Raw genomic sequence first — 19744 nt, 5'->3', positions numbered from 1 at the left:
ATTCGGAGAAAATGCATAGGTTGGTCAGAATCGATTCCGATTTGCATCGGATTGCCTCATAGATAAAGTAGTCGCCAAAAAAGACAATAAACGGAGATCAAATGAAGAATCACAAACGCTTTTTGCTGTCCGCCATCACCTTGGCCGTCTGGGCGTTGACCCAGCAGGTGCAGGCGCAGGATGGCGCAGCCGTCCCATCGCCTGATAGCAGTGCCAGCGGCACCGATCAAGGTACCGCGGACGACAAACTGAATAAGGTGGTGGTCACCGGCAGTACCTCGCTCAAGCGCACGGTGCGCGAAAGCTCGGTGGCCGTCACCAGCGCCGACCGGGCCGATCTCGATCGCAAATCACCGCGCAGCACGGCCAGTGCGCTTGAACTGATTCCGGGCATGATGGTGGAGGACTCCGGCGGCGAAGTGTCCAACAACTACACGGTGCGCGGGCTGGCGGGCGGCGGCCAGAACTTTGTCCAGCTCTCCGAGGACGGACTGCCGGTGTTCTACCATCCCGGCCTGGCCGACACCATACTCAAGCAGGAACTGTCAATCGACCGCATGGAGGCCGTGCGCGGCGGCACTTCGGGTATCCTGACCGTCAATGGCGCCGGCGCCACCGTCAATTTCATTACGGTGCGTTCCAAGGAAGAACCGGAAGGCGCTCTGCGCCTGACCGGTTCCGACTATGGCACCAAGCGGATCGACTTGCGCTACGGCGGAGCGATCGGCAACGGCTGGTACGCCGGCTTCGGTGGTTTTTACCGCACCTCCGACTCGGTGCGCGACATCGGCTTTACCGCCGATCATGGCGGATTGCTGCGCGCCTACGTGGGCCGCAAATGGGGCGATGGCGAATTCAGCGTCAACGTCAAAGTGGTCAACGACCATAACACCTTCCTGTTGCCGACCCCGTTCCAGAACCCGTCCAACCCGCAACCCGTTCCCGGTTTCAACGGCAACTACGGCACCTTGCTGAGCGCCGACAACGGCGTGCAGTACGGGCGCAATACCAATGGCCTTCAGACCAACGATTTGAACGATGGCATCGCCACCAAGTCGACTTCGATCGGCTACAACTTCGAAAAGCGCCTGAACGACGCTTTCACGGTGCGCTCCAAAGGGCGCTACACCGATTTCAAGAACGAGTTCAACTCCATTTTCACCTTCGATAACAACAGCCTGCGCACGGCTGCGGACCGCTTGAATCCGGCGTCCAACGCCGACATCCAGGCCATGCTCAAGCGCTTCCCAGGGACCACGCCGGCCATCCGCGGCGTGGCCAGCGGCGTCATCTACTCCGGCGCTAAATTGGCTGATGTCAGTGGTAACGGCCTGCTGACCGACAACATCTCTGCCAAGAACCGCGCCTACCGCCAGAATTTCGTCAACGACCTCAGTCTGACCTGGACCACGGCCGGTAACAGCCTGACCGCCGGTTTGCTGACCGTTGACCAGAATGAACAGAATGGCAACGATGGCAATACGCGTTTCCTGGGCGAGGTGAAGAACAACCCGGCCCGTCTCGACATAGTCGCCATCGATGCCGCTGGCAAGGTGGTCGGCCAGTTGACCGATAAGAGCGTACTGGAATACAACCCGTGGGGTGTCGGCCTGAGCCGCTCCTCGCTGTCGTCGTCGAACCTCTATCTGAACGACGAGTATCAGGTCAACGAACGCCTGCGCCTCGACGCCGGCGCGCGCCTTGAGCACTTCCGATACCGGGCGTGGCGTCCGCAGGGCTCGGTCGTGACGATCCCCGGCTCGACCAGGCCGGATGGCGGCGATGCCGACAATATCATGGTCAACAACACCATGCCGGCTTTCAATGGCCAATATGATTACGTCGACAACGGCTCCAGCAACCACAGTTCGGTCACCGCCGGCGGCAATTACCTGATCAATGACAACCTGGCCGTTTACGCACGATATTCGAAAAGCTACCAGGCCAACAATGAAAATCCGGTGACCCGCATCGGCTTCGGTGAACTCGGCGCGCGCTACCAGCGGCGCGGCTTCTCCGCCTCGCTGACGGCGTTCCGCACCAATTTCAAGGACTACCAGTTCAGCCGCCTGCTCGAGGGCGATACGCTGGAAACCCGCGTTGGCGGCGATATCATCGTCAATGGCCTGGAATACGAACTGCAATGGAAGCCGTTGCGCTATGCCCGCATCAACCTGAGCGGCGTGGTCCAGAAATCGTCGATGAACATCAAGAGCGTCAACGGTCCATCGGCCGCCACCGTCAATACCGCCAGCCTGGGTTCGCATCCGGAGCGCTCACCGGACCAGAACTACACCATCACGCCGACCCTGCTGCTGCCGGATAACAAGGGTGAGCTTTACCTGTCGTATCACCAGGTTGGCAAGCGCTATGCCGACGCCGCCAATTCCTTCGTACTGCCGGCTTACCATACGTTGGATGTGGGCGCCAGTTACCAGCTGTCGCCAGCGCTATCGCTGAACTTCAACGTGCAGAACCTGACCAACACCATCGGCCTGACCGAAGGTAATCCGCGCGCGGGGTTCACCGAAGTCGCCAGCGGCAAGTACTTCTTCGCGCGCGCCATCCTGGGGCGCAACATGCAGTTTAGCCTGACAGCATCGTTCTAAGTGTCGTGGTCTTTGCCGGTCGGCGCCCGTCCCCTGTGCCGGCCGGTTTTTTTTCAGCAGCGTATGACCGCGCCACCGGGCAGGTGAACAGCCTGCACCTTTTTACCATGTTATTCATGCTGGCCGGCGATCGCGCCGTCAGTCTTTTTACACCTGTTTTTGGGAACTCTTCGATGGATCCGATTTACCCGCTGCCTGCTCCTGCCGAACCAGCCCTGCGTTTCTCGCTGCCGGAAGGGCTGGTTGCCAATGAATTCCTGCGCCAGGGGCCGGTTGCCGCCCACTTGCTGCTGACGTCCGGCCCGGCGCCACGCCTGCTGACCGCGTTCCCGGCCGGAAATAGCGCTACCGGCTTGTGGTTCAAGCCGGACGCCGCTCCGGTGCACTGGAGCGGCGCCGAGCAGATGCAAGCCGTGCAAGGCGGCGATGACCAGGGGCGCCCGCTGTATGGCATCGCCACCGATATCGGTGCCGACTGCGCCGTGCTGACGGTAAGCGGAGCCGTGCTCAGCTCGGCCCGCGTCCTGCGCGACTATCAACACGATCGCAGTTTGCCGCCAGGTATACACAACCGGGTCAGTTTCACGACCGACAGCGTGCGCTGGTCGCGAGACCGCCTCGATGGCACGGCCGGCTACGCCATCGTGCTGCAGGTGCTGAACGGCAGCGTCGACACCGACGCGCATGGCCGCATCACCCTGCGCGCGCAGCCCGGGCAGACGCTGCGGCTGCGGCTGACCACACTGTCGGCTGAAGCGGCGCCGGCGCCCGTGCAGCCTGCCTGGCTGCTGCGCGATCCCGCCGCCGGTACGCTGCGCGCGCGCCAGAGCCTGACCTTCCTCAGCTATGGCGACAAGCTGCTGGCTGGCTCGTGGCGCTTCAATACCTATTTTGGGCGGGATACCCTGATGTCGCTGCTGTTGCTGATGCCGGCGTTGACCCGACAGGCCACCGAGGCTGGTCTGGCATCGGTGCTGGACCGGCTCGATATCCATGGCGCCGTCGCGCATGAGGAAGACATCGGCGAGTTCGCTCTGCTGCACGGCAGCGGCGGCGCGCCGGTCTACGACTACAAGATGGTCGACGACGATTTCATGCTGGCGCCGGCGGCCATGGCATATTTGCTGGAGCATGCCGGCGGCGGGGCGCGCGCGGCGCAATGGCTGGCCGGACCCGGCGCCGATGGCCAGCCGCGCGGGGTTGCGCTGTGCCGCAACTTCAGCCTTGTGCAGCGATTGGCCGACGCCTATGCGCAGCGGCCTGGCATCGACACGCTGATCCATCTGAAGCCGGGGCAGGTGACCGGCGACTGGCGCGACAGCGCCGACGGGCTCGGCGGCGGAGTGGTCTCGTATAACGTCAACGCCATCCTGGTTCCCGCCGCGCTGCGCGCCATCGCGGCGCTGCACGCCAGCGGCCTGCTGGCGCCCTACCTGCGGGATGACGCGGTGGCGGCCGGATTGGCGCAGGTATGGGAGCAACAGGTGCCTGGCTACTTTGCCGTGCGGCGCAGCGCGGCGGCGGCGCGCGACAGTGTGCGCAGCTATGCGGATCAACTCGGCATTGACGCGGCGCCGGCCCTGGCCAGCCTGGGCAACGAGGAGCTGGTCTTTAGCGCCATCGCGCTGGATGCCCATGGTTTGCCGATACCGGTGCAGCATTCCGATCTCGGGTTCGCACTGTTGCTGCAACAGCCTCCGGCGGCATTGATCGAGCGCGAACTGGCCGCCATCATGCGTCCGTTCCCGGCCGGATTGATGACCGGCATCGGCCTGCTGGTGGCCAATGGCGCCTACGCCGATACCGCGCTGCAGCCACTGTTCGGGCCTGACCGCTACCACGGCGCCGTGGTGTGGTCGTGGCAACAGGCGCTGCTGGCAGCTGGCCTGGCACAGCAACTGGCCCGCCGCGATCTGCCCGCCAGCACCCGCGCGCTGCTGGCCGAGGCGCGGCAGGCGTTGTGGGAGGTCATTCTGCCGACCCAGTCACAAAGCAATTGCGAACTATGGTCCTGGACCTGGACCGACGGTTGCTACCGCATGCTGCCATTCGGGCCGGGCGCCGCCACCGCCGACGAATCGAACGCCGCCCAGTTGTGGAGTACCGTCTACCTGGCGGTTCAAGCGCCAGCGGCTGCGACTACAATGCCCTCGTAGCCCCGCCTCCCGATGACAACCAACATAATGTGCCGATCACGGCCATCGCAGTATCAGGAGACCAAGCAATGAACGATCAATCACGCCGCCTGCGCGTGGCCGTACTGAGCATCGCGCTGGCCATGGCGGCGCGGGCATGGCCAGCCGAGGCGGTCACCGTGGCGGTATGGGGTTCGTCGCCCGCCGAGGTGGCGGCCTTTGACCTGGCCGCCGCCGCTTTCACCAGCAGCACCGGCATCGCGGTGCGCAAGCAGGTCATCGAAGACAAGTATCCGGACGTGCTGAAGTCGCGTTTTGCGGCAGGTAATCCACCCGACGTGTGTTACCTGGACGCGGCCGAAGCGCCGGTCCTGATTGAAAGCGGCGTGCTGGAGCCGCTGGACCTTGGCCCCGCCGACCAGGCTGATTTCTACCCACAGTTCCTGCAGGCGTTCCGCGGCGGCGATGGCAGGTTGTATGGCCTGCCCAAAGATTATTCGACACTGGCGTTGTACCTGAACCCGCGCTTGCTGAAGCAAGCCGGTTACCGTCCGGACGATGTGCCTGGCGACTTCAATGGCCTGATGCGTTTTGCCCGGTCGCTGCAGGCCAGGCTGCCGCGCGGGGTGGCGGCCATGATCGTCGAGAAGGATCTGGCACGCCATCTGGCGGCGCTGGAAACCTCGGGCCAGCCGCTGATCGGCGCCGACGGCCATGCCCACTTCACCGGCAATGCGGCTGCCTATGATTACTTGAACCAGCTGGTCGCCGGCCACGCGCAGAAGTACCTGTACTCGCCTAAGGATGACCTGGGGGCCGACTGGCCGGGCGCCGCCTTCGGCACGCAGCGGACCGTCATGATGATGGAGGGGAACTGGGTGCAAGCCGCGCTTCAGCATGATTACGGCGGCATCCCGTTTATCGCGCGCGAGATGCCGACCGTGAACCAGCACAAGCAGACGATGGCCTTCGTGGTTGGTTATGCGGTACCGCGAGGCGCCAGGAACAAGGCGGCCGGCGTGCGTTTCGCGCGCTACATGACCGGACCCGGCATGCGGCTTTGGGCCACCGCGTCAGGTACGTTGCCGACACGGCGCAGCGTGGAGACTGCCATGCAGGTGCGCAACGCTCCCGCGTTGGCGGCCCACGTGGCCGGCGCCGCCTATGCGACAGTCTGGTCGCGCGGCATCGAACTGCCTGTTCTGAACACCAACTTCGGTAACCAGTTCCTGGCCGCCTTTAACGGCAACAAGCCGCTGCGGCAGGCACTGGAGAAGGCCGAAACCGTTTCCAACCGCGAAATCGAGCGCCAGCGATGACATCCGCCATCCCCAATATGCCGGGCGCTGAGACACCCCGGCCGTGGCGCGCGCGCCTGCCGCGCGGCGCGACCCTCGGCGCTTATGCCTTCCTGCTGCCGGCGCTGCTGGTGGTCGGCCTGTTCACGCTGATGCCGATCGCCTATGCATTGTTCGTCTCGGTACAGAAGATGGACCTGGTGTCGGGCCGCCATACCTTTGTCGGTTTGCGCAACCTGGCCTACCTGGTCGAGGATGACAAGTTTTGGGCGGCGTGCCGCAACACCATGGTCTATGTGGCGGTGGTGGTGCCGCTGCAGACAATGATCGCGCTGGCGCTGGCGTGCGCCATCAATGGCAAGATCCGTTTCAAGCGCGGCTTCGTCACGCTGCTGTTCCTGCCGACGCTGACTTCATCGGCGGCGATGACGATGATCTTCATGTGGTTGTTCAATAACAACGGGCTGGTGGTGAGGTTCCTGCAAGAGCAGTTCGGCCACAGCATCAACTTCCTGGGCGATCCTCAGTGGGCGCTGGGCATCATCATGCTGATGAATGTGTTCTCCACCATCCCCCACTTCATGGTGGTGTTCCTGGCTGGGTTGCAGGAAATACCTGCCTCGCTGTACGAGGCGGCGCTGCTGGATGGCGCCGGCCCTGTCAGCCGCCACTGGGAAATCAGCGTGCCGCAGTTGACGCCTATCACCTGCTATGTGCTGACCATGGGGCTGATCGGTTGCTTCCAGGTGTTCGACCAGGCTTTCATCTTGTCCGGTGGCGAGGGCGGGCCGGAGAACGCGACGCTGACTTTTACGCTGCTGATCTACCACTTCGCCTTCAAGAATTACAACACCATGGGGCTGGCCTGCGCGCTGGCGGTGGTGCTGACCGTGATCATATTCTGCGCCACACTGATACTGAACCGGTTTGTGCGGCCGGATGGAGTGAACCGATGAAACGTCCTTCATACGCTGCCGGCGCGCTGTACGCGGTGCTGGCCGGTTACAGCTTGCTGACACTGGCGCCCTTTGCTTGGGCGATCCTGACCTCGCTCAAGAGCCCTCTCGAAATCGCTGTCGCCGGAAGCATCTGGCCACAGGCGCCGACGCTGGCGGCCTATGAGGCTATCCTGCGCGGCCCGTTCTACCAGTGGCTGTGGAATTCGTTCTCGGTGGCGCTCGCCGTCACGCTGCTCAATCTCGTGTTCAACACCATGGCAGGTTATGCGCTCGCGCGTTTTCGCTTCCGTGGCCGGGGCCTGCTGTTCCAGACGCTGATGCTGCTGGTGATGGTGCCGAGCCAGGTGACCATGATCCCGGCCTACATGATCGTAGCGCGTATGGGCCTGGTCGATACCCACCTGTCGGTGATTCTGACTTCGGCGGTGTCGATTGCCTATATTTTCATGATGCGCCAGTTCTTCATCAACTTCCCGGTTGAGATCGAGGAGGCCGCCACGTTGGATGGTTCAGGACCATTCGACCGCTTCTTCCGCATTGTTTTGCCGATGGCCAAACCTGCGCTGGCGACGCAGGCGATCTTTGTCTTCATGAGCATCTGGAACGAGTTCATGAAACCGCTGCTGTTCATTTCCAGCGTCGACCGTTATCTGCTGACGCAGGGGCTGAACGCGGTGGCCAAGCAGTATGCCAAGTCGTCGTCGTGGAACCTGGTCATGGCGGGCTCGGTGATCTCCATCCTGCCGATCCTGTTCATATACATCGTGCTGAACCGGCGCTTCCTGAGCATCAACGACCAGTCCAGCGGCATCAAGTAAAAGAGAACCCTATGACGCAAGTTAGCCTCCACAATATCGCGCTGGCCTACAACGGCCAGCACGTTCTGCACGACATCAACCTGAGCATCGCACCCGGTGAATTCTGCGTTTTCATCGGCCCCTCGGGCTGTGGCAAGTCCAGTCTGCTGCGGCTGATCGCCGGACTGGAACCGGTCAGCTCGGGCACTCTGAGCATTGACGGTCAAACCATCAACGACGTGGCGCCGGCCGAGCGGAACATCGCCATGGTGTTTCAGAGCTACGCGCTATACCCGCACATGACGGTATACGACAACATGGCGTTCGGCCTGACCAGGCAGCGGCTGGACAAGGCCGAGATCAAGCGCCGCGTGGCGGATGCGTCGCGCATCCTGCAGCTCGATACGCTGCTGGAGCGCAAGCCGGGCGCGCTGTCCGGCGGCCAGCGTCAACGGGTGGCGATCGGCCGCGCCATCGTCAAGAAGCCCAAGGTCTTCCTGTTCGACGAGCCGCTGTCCAACCTGGACGCCTCGCTGCGGGCACAAACCCGACTGGAAATCGCGCGCCTGCATCGCGACCTGAATTCGGCCAGTATGATCTACGTTACGCACGACCAGGTGGAAGCCATGACGCTGGCCGACAAGATCGTCCTGCTGCGGCCTGCCGCCGAGGCGCCGGGCCAGTCCAACGTGGCGCAGATCGGCACACCGCTGGAGCTGTATCATCATCCCGCCAATGTGTTCGCGGCGGGTTTCATTGGCACTCCGGCGATGAATTTCCTTGACGCCAGCCTGATTGCCGTCGAACCGCAAGGTATTACCGTTATGTTGCAGGGCCGCGCCTGCGCCGCCGCCGTCGATGGCTCGGACCTGGCGCCGGGCGCCGCGCTGACCTTGGGTATTCGCCCTGAACACCTGGTGCTGGGACAAGGGGCGTGGCAAGCGAAGATCGTGCATGTCGAGGCGCTTGGAGAACACAGTTATGTACACCTGCAATGGCCGGGCGTATCGTCCATGCTGGTCGCCAAGACGCAGAACGAAAGTTTGCGGGCAGGGCAGACCGTGGCGTTTTCGCTGCCGGCCAACGCGCTGCATGTATTCCGCGGCGATGGTCGCGCCTTGCGCAGGCTGTTGTCGGACTTTTCCCATTAATTATGCTTGACCGCGCTTGAGCATGTTTTTTTGCAACAGGTGTGTCTTGTTCCAGCTGAATTGTTACCTTATTATACGGTATACGATTTTAGAGGTGGCAAATCATGGCTCAGCTCACAGACGCTTGCCGCTGGGACGACCCCCGCGCGCTCCAGGAATGGTTTCGCCTCAGCGGCGCCACGGACCCGCTGCGCGCCTGCATCGGGCCGCTGCCCGGGTCTGGCGCGGTGATCGTGCGCTGGACCGCGGACCGGCCGGATACCGAGGTCCGCACGCTGGTGCCGCATCCCGACAGTTACCGCGTCGCCATCCAGCTCGAGCCTGTGCAGTCCGAAATCTGGAAAGATAACGCGCCGGTGTGGAGCGGCGTGATCGGCGCCAACCGCTTTCGCGTCTGCATGCCGGGCGCGAAAGGGCGCTGGCACCGCCTGAGCGGCTGCGACATCGTCAACATCTTTATCCCGACCGCGACGGTGCACGCGATGGTGGCGGCCAGCGGGCAGGATTTGTCCACGCTGGCCAACAACTGGTTCGCGCCGGACCGCGTGGTGATGGACTTGACCATGAAGCTGCTGGAGGCGGATACGCTGGCCGGCAGCTGGGCGCCGCAATTCCGCGACCATTTGACGTCGGCGCTGGTGGCCTACCTGCTGCAGCAGCATGCGCAATTGCCCGCCGCATCGGCCACCGGCAGCCTGGCGGGTTCGCGCCTGCAAAAAATATTGGCCTATATCGCGGAGCGGCTGGCGGACGAGATCTCCGTCGTCGAGCTGGCCGATGCGTGCGCCATGAGCCAGTCGCACTTTTCGCGCGAGTTTTCGAAATCCGTCGGCCTGCCGCCCCACCAATACCTGATGAAGCTGCGCCTCGAACGGGCGCGCGAAACCCTGCTCGACAGCGATGCGCGCGTGATCGACGTCGCCATGGAACTGGGTTTCACCAATGCCAGCCATTTCGCGCGCGCCTTTGCGCGCCGCTATGGCATTGCGCCGGCGGCATTCCGGCAACTGGCGCGCCATGCGCCGGACGACATGATGGCAGCATGAGGATACGCTGAAGCGGTTTTGTGCTCCTTCCGCAGGATTTGACGCGAAGGGTTTCCTTGAACATTTCAAGATGGAACCCAGCAGTTTTTATAAGACGTCAAATCACAGGGAGACATCATGTTGCAGAAAAAACGTATCCATCTTGCGGTACTGCTGGCATGCAGTGGCGCCGCGCTGGCGCAGGAACAGGCGGTCCAGCGCGTGACCGTGACCGGTTCGTCGATCAAGCGCATCGACGGCGAATCCGCATTGCCGGTCACGGTGATGAAGGCCGAGGAATTCGCCAGCAAGGGCATGACCACGGTCGAGGAAGTATTGAATTCGGTGGCCGCCAACCAGCAGGTGACGGTCAGCAGCACCAGCATCGGCTTCGATGGCGGCGGCAAATCGTCCGCCAACCTGCGCGGCCTGGGCGACGACCGCACGCTGGTGCTGCTCAATGGCCGCCGCCTGGCCAATCACCCGTTCGACGGCAGCAGCGTCGACCTGTATGCGATCCCGTTCGCGGCGCTGGACCGTGTGGAAGTGCTGCGCGACGGCGCGTCCCACCTCTACGGCACCGATGCGGTGGCCGGGGTCATCAACTTCATCACCAAGCGTTCATTCCACGGTGTATCGGTCACCGCCGAGGCCATCGTGCCGCAGCAGACCGGCGGCCGCGAAAAACGCGCCAACGTGCTGGGCGGTTTCGGCGACCTGGAAAAAGACGGCTACAACGTGTTCGGCGTGCTCGATTTCCACGACCAGTCCCGCGTGCGCTCCATCGACCGGCCATATTCGTCGACCGGCATCCAGCCCGATCACGGCATCAACAAGACCAGCGGCACCACGTTCCCCGCCAACTTCTTTTCCGCCAACGGCATCACCGGCAACCCGCGCTTCGCCACCGGCTGTTTTGCGCCGGATACGGTTCCGCAGGCTGGTAACGGTGTGAAGGACAAGGGCACGTGCCGCCAGGATTATGCGCGCCTGGTCGACGATATCCCCGACACCAAACAGGTCACGGCGTACGTGAAGGGCGCGCTGCGTTTCGGCGAATACGGCCTGGCCACGCTGGATTACCTGCACTCGGAAAGCACCAACATCAGCCGCATCGCGCCGCCGCCGCTGACCGGCCTGAAAATGCGCGCGTCCAACAAATGGTATCCGGGCGGGGCAGGGGGCAATCCCGCCGTCAGCGGCCTGACGGGCGAAGACTTGACGGTCAACTGGCGTCCGCTGGAAGCGGGGCAGCGCACGTCGGAAAACCTCGGCGTGTCCGACCGCATGGTGTTCAACGTCGAAGGTTCGGCCTTTGGCTGGGACCTGGTGGGTGGCGCCAGCTATGCGCAAACCAAGGTCACGCAAGACTTCATCGGCGGCTACGTGAAGGATGCGCTGATCCAGCCGGGCATCGATGCCGGCACGCTCAATCCGTTCGGCGTGCAGGATGCGCAAGGGGCGGCGTACCTGAAAGACGCGCTGTTGATCGGCAATGCGCTGACGGCCCGGGCGCGCAACGTCGGCGTCGACGTGCGCGCGTCGCGCGAGTTGATGGCGCTGCCGGGCGGCGCGCTGGCGCTGGCGGTCGGCGCCGAGCACCGCACCGAGCATTCCAGCTATACCGTCAACCATCCGGTCGTGGACCAGGCGTCGATCTACCGCGCCACCGGCCTGTTTGGCGTGAAGGACAAGGATACGTCGCGCAAGCTGTCGGCAGTGTACGCGGAACTGGCGGCGCCGCTGCACAAGACGCTGGAAGTGACGCTGGCGGCGCGCTCCGACAAGTACAGCGACGCCGGCAGCACCTTCAATCCGAAGATCGGCATCCGCTTCCAGCCGGCGAAACAGGTGATGTTCCGCGCATCGGCCAGCACCGGCTTCCGCGCACCGACGCTGTATGAATTGCACTCGCCGCTGTTCGATACCAATACCGTGGGCGCCTATGACGACCCGCTGCTGTGCCCGAACGGCGTGGCCAAGGCCGGCGTCAATCCGCTGACGGCGTGCCACTCGGTCCAGCCGGGCAAGAGCGGCGGCAATCCCGGCCTGCAGCCGGAGAAGTCGCGCTCGTATTCGTACGGCGTCGTGATCGAACCGGTCAAGGATTTGACCGCGTCGGTCGACTACTGGCACATCAAGGTCACCGACGGCATCGGCTCGGCGCTGACCGAAGCGGAAATGTTTTCCGAATTCGACAAGTACCGCGACCGCTTCCATTACAACGCGAATGGCACCGCGCTGGACTACGTCAACCTGTCGTCTCTGGCCAACCTGGGTATCCGCAAGAGCAGCGGCATCGACCTGACCTTGCAATACCGCTTCCCGCACACGCCGGTCGGCTGGTTCGACACGTGGTTCAACGGCACTTACGTCACCAGCAATGTGTGGCAGACCACGCCGGACAGTGAGCCGTTCGAAAGCATCGGCGTGTACAACGGCGCCACGCGCTGGAAGCACAACTTCTCGTTGCGCTGGATGAACGGGCCGTTAAGCGCGACCCTGTCGCAGCGCTATACGTCTGGCTACACGGACCAGAACGCGGTGGCGGCGCAATACGTGCGCGACGTGTCGCCCAATTCCGTGTGGGCGCTGTCGGCGGCGTATACCGGCTTCAAGAACACCACCATCACGGCCGGCGTCAAGAACCTGCTGAACACCAACCCGCCGTTCTCCAACCAGAATGCCAACCCGCAGACCGGCTATGACCCGCGCCTGTCCGACCCGATCGGCCGCGCCTACTACGTTCGTTTGACCCACAAATTCTGATGAAAAAAATGACCAAATTCAGTCCTGCCGCCGCACTGGCCGCCACCGCACTGGCGGTCGGCCTGTCGGCCTGCGCCAATGTCGCCCCGCAGGCGGGCGGCATCACCACGCCGCCGGCCCGCCTCGGCCTCGATCCGTTCTACGCCAAGTATGCCAATGCCCAGGGCATCCCCGTTACGGGTTCCAGCCAGGTTCCCGACGAGGCGATCCTGGCGGCGCGCGACATCGTGATCGCCATGCTGGCGCACCGTCCCGACGTGCGCGACGAACTGGTGCGCCAGGGCGCCCGCGTCGGCGTGATGGCGATCTCGGAAGGGACGACGGACTTGCCGGAACAGCGCGACTGGAAAAAGCCGGCCATCGACGATCCCCGCCTGACCAAGTGCGAAGTGCGCGACTATGCCAAGACCATCGGCCTGATGACCGACCGCGAATACTGGAATGCGCGGGCGCGCGGCATGGGCGGCCTGTTCACCACGGGCGCCGCGGAAAACATCATGGGCGTGCCGAAGACGCGCTACTACGGCGAAAACATCATGGTGCACGAGTTCTCGCACAACATCATGTGGGCGCTGCGCACCACCGATCCGGGCCTGATCGCCCGCCTGGAAGCGGCCTATGCGCGCGCCAGGGAAAAACGCCTGTGGCAGGGCGCTTATATGGTCAATACGCTGGAAGAGTATTGGGCGGAAGGTACGCAATACTGGTTCAACTCCAACAAGGCGTACATCACGGACACCGTCACCGTGGTCAATGACCAGGACTTGAAGGCCCGCGACCCGGACATCTACGCGCTGCTGGCGGAAGTGTATGGCGACAACCACCATATCGCGGCCGACGTGTTTTACATGCATGCGGCCCGCATGGACGCCGCGCGCATCACCTTGGACGCCTCCGGCAAGGCGAAGAACGACTGCTATTCGTAAATCAGCGTGAAATGCAGCTTGGCGTTTTATCTAAAATCGTATACGATATACGTATTGGTTGAGTTTGATGAATTTAAAAGGAGGCAACAATGGCAATTAACTGGCGCGGTGTTTTCCCTGCCGTAACGACGCAATTCAAGGAAGACCTGTCGATCGACTACGCTGAGACCCAGCGTGTGGTGGATGATCTGATACGCGATGGTGTGACCGGCATCATCGCCATGGGTACCTGCGGGGAAAACAATTCCCTGACGGCGGAAGAAAAACGCTTGCTGCTGAAAGCGATTGTCGAGGTGGTCAAGGGCCGCGTGCCGGTCGTAACCGGCGTGTCGGAACTGACGACGCCGCTGGCGCAGGCATGGGTGCGCGATGCGCAAGCCATCGGCGCGGACGGCTTGATGGTGCTGCCGGCCATGGTGTACGTGCCGAAGGCGGAAGAACTGGTGGCGCACCTGACCGCCGTGGCGCAGGCCACCGAGTTGCCGATCATGCTGTACAACAATCCGCCGGCCTACCGCGTCACCATCACCAATGACGTGCTGGAAGCGCTGCGTCCGATCAAGAACATCGTGGCGATCAAGGAATCGACGCCGGACACCCGCCGTTTCACCGACCTGATCAACGCCTTTGGCGACCGCTACGTGGTGTTCGCGGGCCTGGACGACGTTGCGTTCGAAGGCTTGCTGCTGGGCGCGCAAGGCTGGGTTTCCGGCCTGACGTCGGCCTTCCCGAAAGAATCCGTGATGCTGGTGGAAGCGCTGGAAGCGGGCGACATCGCCACCGCGCGCGATATCTACCGCTGGTTCCTGCCGCTGCTGCACCTCGATGCGGAACATGACCTGGTGCAGTCCATCAAGCTGGCGGAACAGATCATGGGCCGTGGTTCGGAGCGCGTGCGCATGCCGCGCCTGCCGCTGACCGGCGAGCGCCGCGCGCAAGTGACGGCCATGGTGGAAAAAGCTGCGGCGACGCGCCCCAGCCTGAAACTGAAATAAACGGTACAACCGTTGTCGTTGTAGTGTAGTTCTAGTGTGAAAGGGGCGGGGCCACAAGCCCCGCCTTTTTTCTTGTCAGTTCTTGAATTCCCGCCGCAAATCTTCCAGGGTCGACGCGATGTGGTCATGCATCATGCCCGCCACGGCCTTGGCCTGTCCCTTCGACCACAGTTCCAGCATCGCCAGGTGTTCCTTGTGGGCGCGGTCGTCGCGGCCGGCCGGTTCCAGGTGCTTGCGCACGTAGCGTTCGGAAATGAGGTGCAGGCGCTCGATGATCTGGATCGTCAGCGGGCGCGCCAGCGGCTGTACCAGCGACATGTGGAAGGTGCGGTTGTGGCCGCCCACCAGGTCCTTGTTGGTGACCATGACCTTATCCAGCGCTTCCAGCGCCAACCGGGCCGCCGCCTGGTCTTCCGGCGTGGCGACCTTGCACGCTTCGCCCACCGCGTCAGGTTCCAGCTTCAACCGCAGTGCAAACACTTCCTCCGCCTCGGCGGCGCTCAGCGGCCGCACGAAGAAGCCGCGGTTGGCATGCGACACCAGCAGCCGTTCCTGTTCCAGCCGGGCCAGCGCTTCGCGCAGGGGAATTTTGCTGACGCCCAGTTCGGCGGCCAGCGCATCCTGCCGGATCGGCGTTTCCGACGGGATGTGGCCGGCAATGATGCGGTCGCGGACCAAGGTGAAAATTTGTTCGGAAAGGGTCTGGACGACGAGGCTCATGCGCGGTAAACCAATTAAATAAAGTATACGAATTAACGCATACCGCCTCGGCAAAGGCAAGCCGAATCCTTACCGCGCAGGGACGAGGTCAGTCCAGCACTTTACGGGCAATCAAGTCCTTCATGATCTCGTTGGTGCCGCCGTAGATCTTCTGGATGCGGGAATCCGCATACAGCCGCGCAATCGGATATTCGGCCATGTAGCCATAACCGCCGAACAGTTGCAGGCATTCGTCCGTCACTTTGCACTGCTGTTCCGTGCACCACCACTTGGCCATGTAGGCGGCTTCCGGATCGAGCTTGCCGTCCAGCAGGCGCTGTACGCAATCGTTGACGAAGGTGCGCACCACGTGCGCCATGGTGGCGCATTCGGCCAGCTTGAATTGCGTGTTCTGGAAGTCGGCGATGGACTTGCCGAACGCCTTGCGCTCCTTGGTGTATTCCACCGTCAGTTCCACCGCGCGTTCGATGACGGCCGCCGCCGGGACGCACAGCAGCATGCGTTCGTAGGCCAGTTGGCTCATCAGTTGGGCAAAGCCCTGGCCCTCTTCGCCGCCCAGCAGGTTCGCTGCCGGAATCCGCATGGATTCAAACGCCAGTTCGGCCGTGTCCGACGCGTGCATGCCGATTTTTTCCAGGCGGCGGCCCACGGAGAAGCCCGGCAGGTTTTCCGTCTCGATCACCAGCAGGGAAATGCCCTTCGCGCCCGCGTCGCCGGTGCGCACCACCACGACCAGCAGGTTGGCGGTGTAGCCGTTGGTGATGAACGTCTTGGCGCCATCGACCACGTAATGGTCGCCATCGCGGCGGGCGCGGGTGCGGATGGCTTTCAGGTCAGATCCGCAGCCCGGCTCCGTCATCGCGATACCGGCCAGGATCTCGCCGCTGGCCATTTTCGGCAGCCAGCGGCGTTTCTGTTCTTCGGTGCCATAGTCCATGATGTAATGGGCGGCAATCGTGTGCACGGCCGTGTTGGCCGGCACTTCCGCCCTGGCCAGTTCATCCTGGACCACCAGCTGGTATGCCACGGTGGCGCCCGGCCCTTCATATTCCTCGCCCAGTTCCGGCAGCATGAAACCCAGTGCGCCGAACGGGCGCCAGACGTCGCGCGGGATATAGCCCTGCTTGCGCCAGCCGTCCAGGTGCGGGACCATTTCCGCGCGCACGTAGCGGCGGACCTGATTGCGGAACGCTTCGATGTCCGCGTCCATCCACGCGTGTTGATGCAGTTGTGGCAGCATGATGCGGTCCCCCTGTTACAGGCCGGCCAGGCCGCCGCCGCACACCAGCAACTGGCCGGAAACGTAATCGGACTCCGGACCGCACAGCATCAGGATCGAGCCCGCCGCTTCGTCCGGCTTGCCGGGACGGCCCAGCGGGATCATCTTCTTCGACATTTCCACCACCTGCTCGCCGATGCCGACCTTGATTTCGCGGCCTTCGATGTTGACGGTCTTGCTTTCGTTGCCGGACAGCGGTTCCGTCAGGCGGGTCTCGATATGGCCGAACGCCACGCAATTGACGTTGACCTTCAGCCGGCCCCATTCCTTCGACAAGGTCTTGGTCAGGCCGACGATACCCGCCTTGGCGGCTGAATAATTGGCCTGGCCCGCGTTGCCGTTGGCGGCAATCGACGACACGTTGACGACCTTGCGGAACACTTCACGGCCTTCGGCCGCGTCCTGTTTGGCCTGGGCCGACAGCACAGGGTAGGCGGCGCGCAGGATGCGGAACGGCGCAGTCAGGTGGCAATCGATGATGGCGTACCACTGCTCGTCCGTCATTTTCTGGATCACGTTGTCCCACGTGTAGCCCGCGTTGTTGACGATGATGTCGATGCCCTGGTACTGGTCGACGGCGGTCTTGATGAAGCGTTCCGCGAAGTCGGTCGCGGTGACGCTGCCGAAGCACGCCACGGCGTCGCCGCCGGCCGCCTTGATTTCCTCCACCACCGCGTGCGCGGGATCGGCGTCGAGGTCGTTGACGACGACGCGCGCCCCTTGCGCCGCCAGTTGCAACGCCACGCTGCGGCCGATGCCGCGGCCCGAACCCGTTACCAGTGCTACTTTGCCTTCCAGCTTGTTGTTGCCCATTGCCTGTCTCCTGAAAAAGTCTTAGTTTTTGCCGTACAGCGTGACGACGCAGGCGCCGCCCAGCCCCAGGTTGTGCTGCAGCGCGAGGCGGGCGCCTTCCACCTGGCGCTTGCCGGCCTGGCCGCGCAATTGCTGGACCAGTTCCGTGCACTGCGCCAGCCCGGTGGCGCCCAGCGGATGGCCCTTCGACAGCAGGCCGCCGGACGGGTTGGTGACGACCTTGCCGCCATAGGTGTTGTCGCCATCGTCGACGAACTGTTGCGCGCCGCCGCGCGGGCACAGGTTGAGCGCCTCGTAGGTCAGCAATTCGTTGTGGGCGAAGCAGTCGTGCAATTCCACCACGTCGATGTCCTGCGGGCCGATGCCGGCCGCTTCATAGACCTGGCCGGCGGCCGCCTGCGTCATGGAAAAGCCCACCACTTCGCGCATGTCGCGCGCGTCGAACGCCACCGGCTTGTCGGTCGTCATCGCTTGCGCCAGGATCACCACGTCGCTCTTCAAGCCATGCTTTTTCGCGAATGCTTCAGAGCAGATGATGGCTGCCGCCGCGCCGCACGTGGGCGGGCACGCCATCAGGCGCGTCATCACGCCCGGCCACACCACCGGCGCGTTCATGACGTCTTCCTCCGTCACCACGGTACGGAACAGCGCCAGCGGGTTGTTGGCCGCGTGGCGGCTGGCCTTGGCGCGGATCTTGGCGAAGGTGTTCAACGGCGTGCCGAATTCCTTCATGTGCGCCAGGCCGGCGCCGCCGAAGTAACGCAGCGCCAGCGGGATGTCGCCATTGCCGACCAGTTCATCGGCCATGGCTTCGAATTTGTCGAACGGGCTGGGGCGGTCGGGGAAATGCGTGCCCAGCGCGCCCGGGCTCATTTGCTCGAAGCCCAGCGCCAGCACGCAGTCGGCCGCGCCCGATTGCACGGCCTGGCGCGCCAGGAACAGGGCGGTGGAGCCGGTCGAGCAATTGTTGTTGACGTTGATGACGGGGATGCCCGTCATGCCCACTTCATACAGCGCGCGCTGGCCCGCCGTCGAATCGCCATAGACGTAGCCTGCATACGCCTGCTGGATGGCGTCATAGCCGATGCCGGCATCCTGCAAGGCGGCCCGCACGGCCTTGGCGGCCATGTCCGGATACGGTTCGTTGGCGCCCGGTTTGGTGAATGGCACCATGCCGACCCCTGCCACACATACGATCTGACTCATTCCCATGCTCCTGGTAACTTGCGTTGAAAGTAAGCACAGTGTAGGAAGCAGGCGCGGCGCGGGCAATGGCAGGGGACATCAAACGTATGGCATTGCGCCTCATTGTTTGCCTGGTTTGCGCAGCATGCCGCCCGCAACACGTGCGCGGTGTGACGGCATTGCGCCTTACCACACTGGCGCCGCGACGGAGCCGGGCGGTCAGGTTGGTTTCAGGCTGTGCCGCTTGACGTGCGCGTATTTCAGGTTCGGGATGTAGAACTGGGTGCCGCCGCCGGGCAGGTTCTTGCCGCCGCCGGATTTTTCCGCGCTGTCGTCGCGCATCGATTTGCCGCCGCCGCTGCGCGCCATGCCCTTGAATCCGCCAAACCAGCCATACACAGGTTCGGCCAGTTCGATTTCCAGGATAAAGGCCAGCGAATTCCAGTCTTCCTTGATGACGGACGTCAGGCGCCCCCATTCGCGGGTGCTGACGCCGTTGGCCTGCGCGATCTTGATGCGCTGTTCCAGGCCGCCATCGTGCTTGTACGGCAGGCTGGCGCTCCACCAAGGGCTCATGGGGGAGGTCGGTCCCAGCTTGGCGTCGCCGCCGAAGCGGGCCGGCACCACGCTGCCTTCGCTGTTGAATTTGTAAATCAGCATGCCGGCTGGCAGCAAATCCTTGGTGGGCTCGCCAAACATCAGCTGGAACGCATCGGCCACCGTGGCGCCGGTGCTGGAATCCGTGACGATCTTGCCCACTTCGCCCCAGCTTAATTCTTCATTCAAGGCCATGTCATCCTCCTCAGTCAGAGACTGCAAGTATGCGCCGGTTGTTGCTGAGATTAAATAAAAAAAAGCCCGCTCTGGGAGCGGGCTAAATCCAATTCTTTGGGAAGAAATGGAGGAGACAGGTGAATGATACGGTGATATCGCTATCTAGTCCAATTTTTTGTTCTGATCATAGATATTTCCCGTATGAATGGTTTAGTCGACAAGATTTACAATAAAAGTGCAAGCATATGCAACAAAAGTAGATCAACAATACGGGGGCCGTGCGCTACACTGGCGGCCACCGTCCCACGT

Annotated in this window: 15 protein-coding genes; 10 read left to right on the top strand and 5 right to left on the bottom strand. The window is 63.0% G+C overall.

Annotated elements, in window-relative coordinates; genetic code table 11:
* Positions 1-101 precede the first annotated feature (101 nt).
* From GJ700_RS24675 to GJ700_RS24635, 10 genes are all read left to right on the top strand, one after another.
* Complete coding sequence (locus GJ700_RS24675) at positions 102-2609, top strand: TonB-dependent receptor (RefSeq protein ID WP_154378950.1); 2508 nt, start codon at positions 102-104, stop codon at positions 2607-2609.
* Positions 2610-2782: 173 nt separating this feature from the next.
* The gene (locus GJ700_RS35055) at positions 2783-4765 is read left to right on the top strand and encodes a hypothetical protein (protein ID WP_195764007.1); all 1983 of its coding nucleotides are present in this window, start codon (positions 2783-2785) and stop codon (positions 4763-4765) included.
* 68 nt (positions 4766-4833) lie between these two features.
* Positions 4834-6063 (top strand): extracellular solute-binding protein, encoded by a 1230-nt coding sequence (locus GJ700_RS24670; RefSeq protein ID WP_195764006.1) that lies wholly within the window; start codon positions 4834-4836, stop codon positions 6061-6063.
* Positions 6060-6998 carry a carbohydrate ABC transporter permease gene (locus tag GJ700_RS24665; RefSeq protein ID WP_229507227.1) on the top strand — a complete coding sequence of 313 codons (939 nt, stop codon included), beginning with the start codon at positions 6060-6062 and terminating at the stop codon, positions 6996-6998. The genes GJ700_RS24670 and GJ700_RS24665 overlap by 4 nt, the downstream gene beginning before the upstream one ends.
* Positions 6995-7819 carry a carbohydrate ABC transporter permease gene (locus tag GJ700_RS24660; RefSeq protein WP_154378946.1) on the top strand — a complete coding sequence of 275 codons (825 nt, stop codon included), beginning with the start codon at positions 6995-6997 and terminating at the stop codon, positions 7817-7819. Before GJ700_RS24665 ends, GJ700_RS24660 begins: the two co-directional genes overlap by 4 nt.
* An 11-nt stretch (positions 7820-7830) precedes the next feature.
* A complete protein-coding gene (locus GJ700_RS24655; RefSeq protein WP_154378944.1) occupies positions 7831-8949 on the top strand; it encodes an ABC transporter ATP-binding protein in 1119 nt (372 codons plus the stop codon).
* Positions 8950-9053: 104 nt separating this feature from the next.
* On the top strand, positions 9054-9995 hold the full coding sequence (locus tag GJ700_RS24650) for a helix-turn-helix domain-containing protein (RefSeq protein ID WP_154378942.1): 942 nt from the start codon (positions 9054-9056) through the stop codon (positions 9993-9995).
* A 117-nt stretch (positions 9996-10112) separates the two neighbouring features.
* The gene (locus tag GJ700_RS24645; RefSeq protein ID WP_154378940.1) at positions 10113-12743 is read left to right on the top strand and encodes a TonB-dependent receptor; all 2631 of its coding nucleotides are present in this window, start codon (positions 10113-10115) and stop codon (positions 12741-12743) included.
* Between the two features lie 8 nt (positions 12744-12751).
* On the top strand, positions 12752-13669 hold the full coding sequence (locus GJ700_RS24640; protein WP_229507226.1) for a hypothetical protein: 918 nt from the start codon (positions 12752-12754) through the stop codon (positions 13667-13669).
* An 89-nt stretch (positions 13670-13758) separates the two neighbouring features.
* On the top strand, positions 13759-14664 hold the full coding sequence (locus GJ700_RS24635) for a dihydrodipicolinate synthase family protein (RefSeq protein ID WP_154378938.1): 906 nt from the start codon (positions 13759-13761) through the stop codon (positions 14662-14664).
* Between the two features lie 75 nt (positions 14665-14739).
* Here the strand turns inward: GJ700_RS24635 and GJ700_RS24630 are convergent, their stop codons facing one another.
* The 5 genes from GJ700_RS24630 to GJ700_RS35635 all read right to left on the bottom strand — a co-directional run bounded on the left by GJ700_RS24630 (position 14740) and on the right by GJ700_RS35635 (position 19453).
* Complete coding sequence (locus tag GJ700_RS24630) at positions 14740-15384, bottom strand: GntR family transcriptional regulator (RefSeq protein WP_154378936.1); 645 nt, start codon at positions 15382-15384, stop codon at positions 14740-14742.
* Between the two features lie 88 nt (positions 15385-15472).
* The gene (locus GJ700_RS24625) at positions 15473-16624 is read right to left on the bottom strand and encodes an acyl-CoA dehydrogenase family protein (RefSeq protein ID WP_154378934.1); all 1152 of its coding nucleotides are present in this window, start codon (positions 16622-16624) and stop codon (positions 15473-15475) included.
* A 15-nt stretch (positions 16625-16639) separates the two neighbouring features.
* Positions 16640-17476, bottom strand: a complete 837-nt coding sequence (locus GJ700_RS24620) for an SDR family NAD(P)-dependent oxidoreductase (protein ID WP_154378932.1) — start codon at positions 17474-17476, stop codon at positions 16640-16642.
* 21 nt (positions 17477-17497) lie between these two features.
* Positions 17498-18682, bottom strand: coding sequence for a lipid-transfer protein (locus tag GJ700_RS24615; protein ID WP_154378930.1), 1185 nt, complete (start codon positions 18680-18682; stop codon positions 17498-17500).
* 198 nt (positions 18683-18880) lie between these two features.
* Entirely contained in the window at positions 18881-19453 is a 573-nt protein-coding gene (locus GJ700_RS35635) for a hypothetical protein (protein WP_229507225.1), read from the bottom strand.
* Positions 19454-19744 lie beyond the last annotated feature (291 nt).

The organism is Pseudoduganella rivuli, from assembly GCF_009674485.1.
Lineage (GTDB): Bacteria > Pseudomonadota > Gammaproteobacteria > Burkholderiales > Burkholderiaceae_D > Rugamonas > Rugamonas rivuli_B.
Note: the sequence above shows the minus strand (reverse complement) of the source record. Positions and strands in the feature narration are given on the sequence as shown.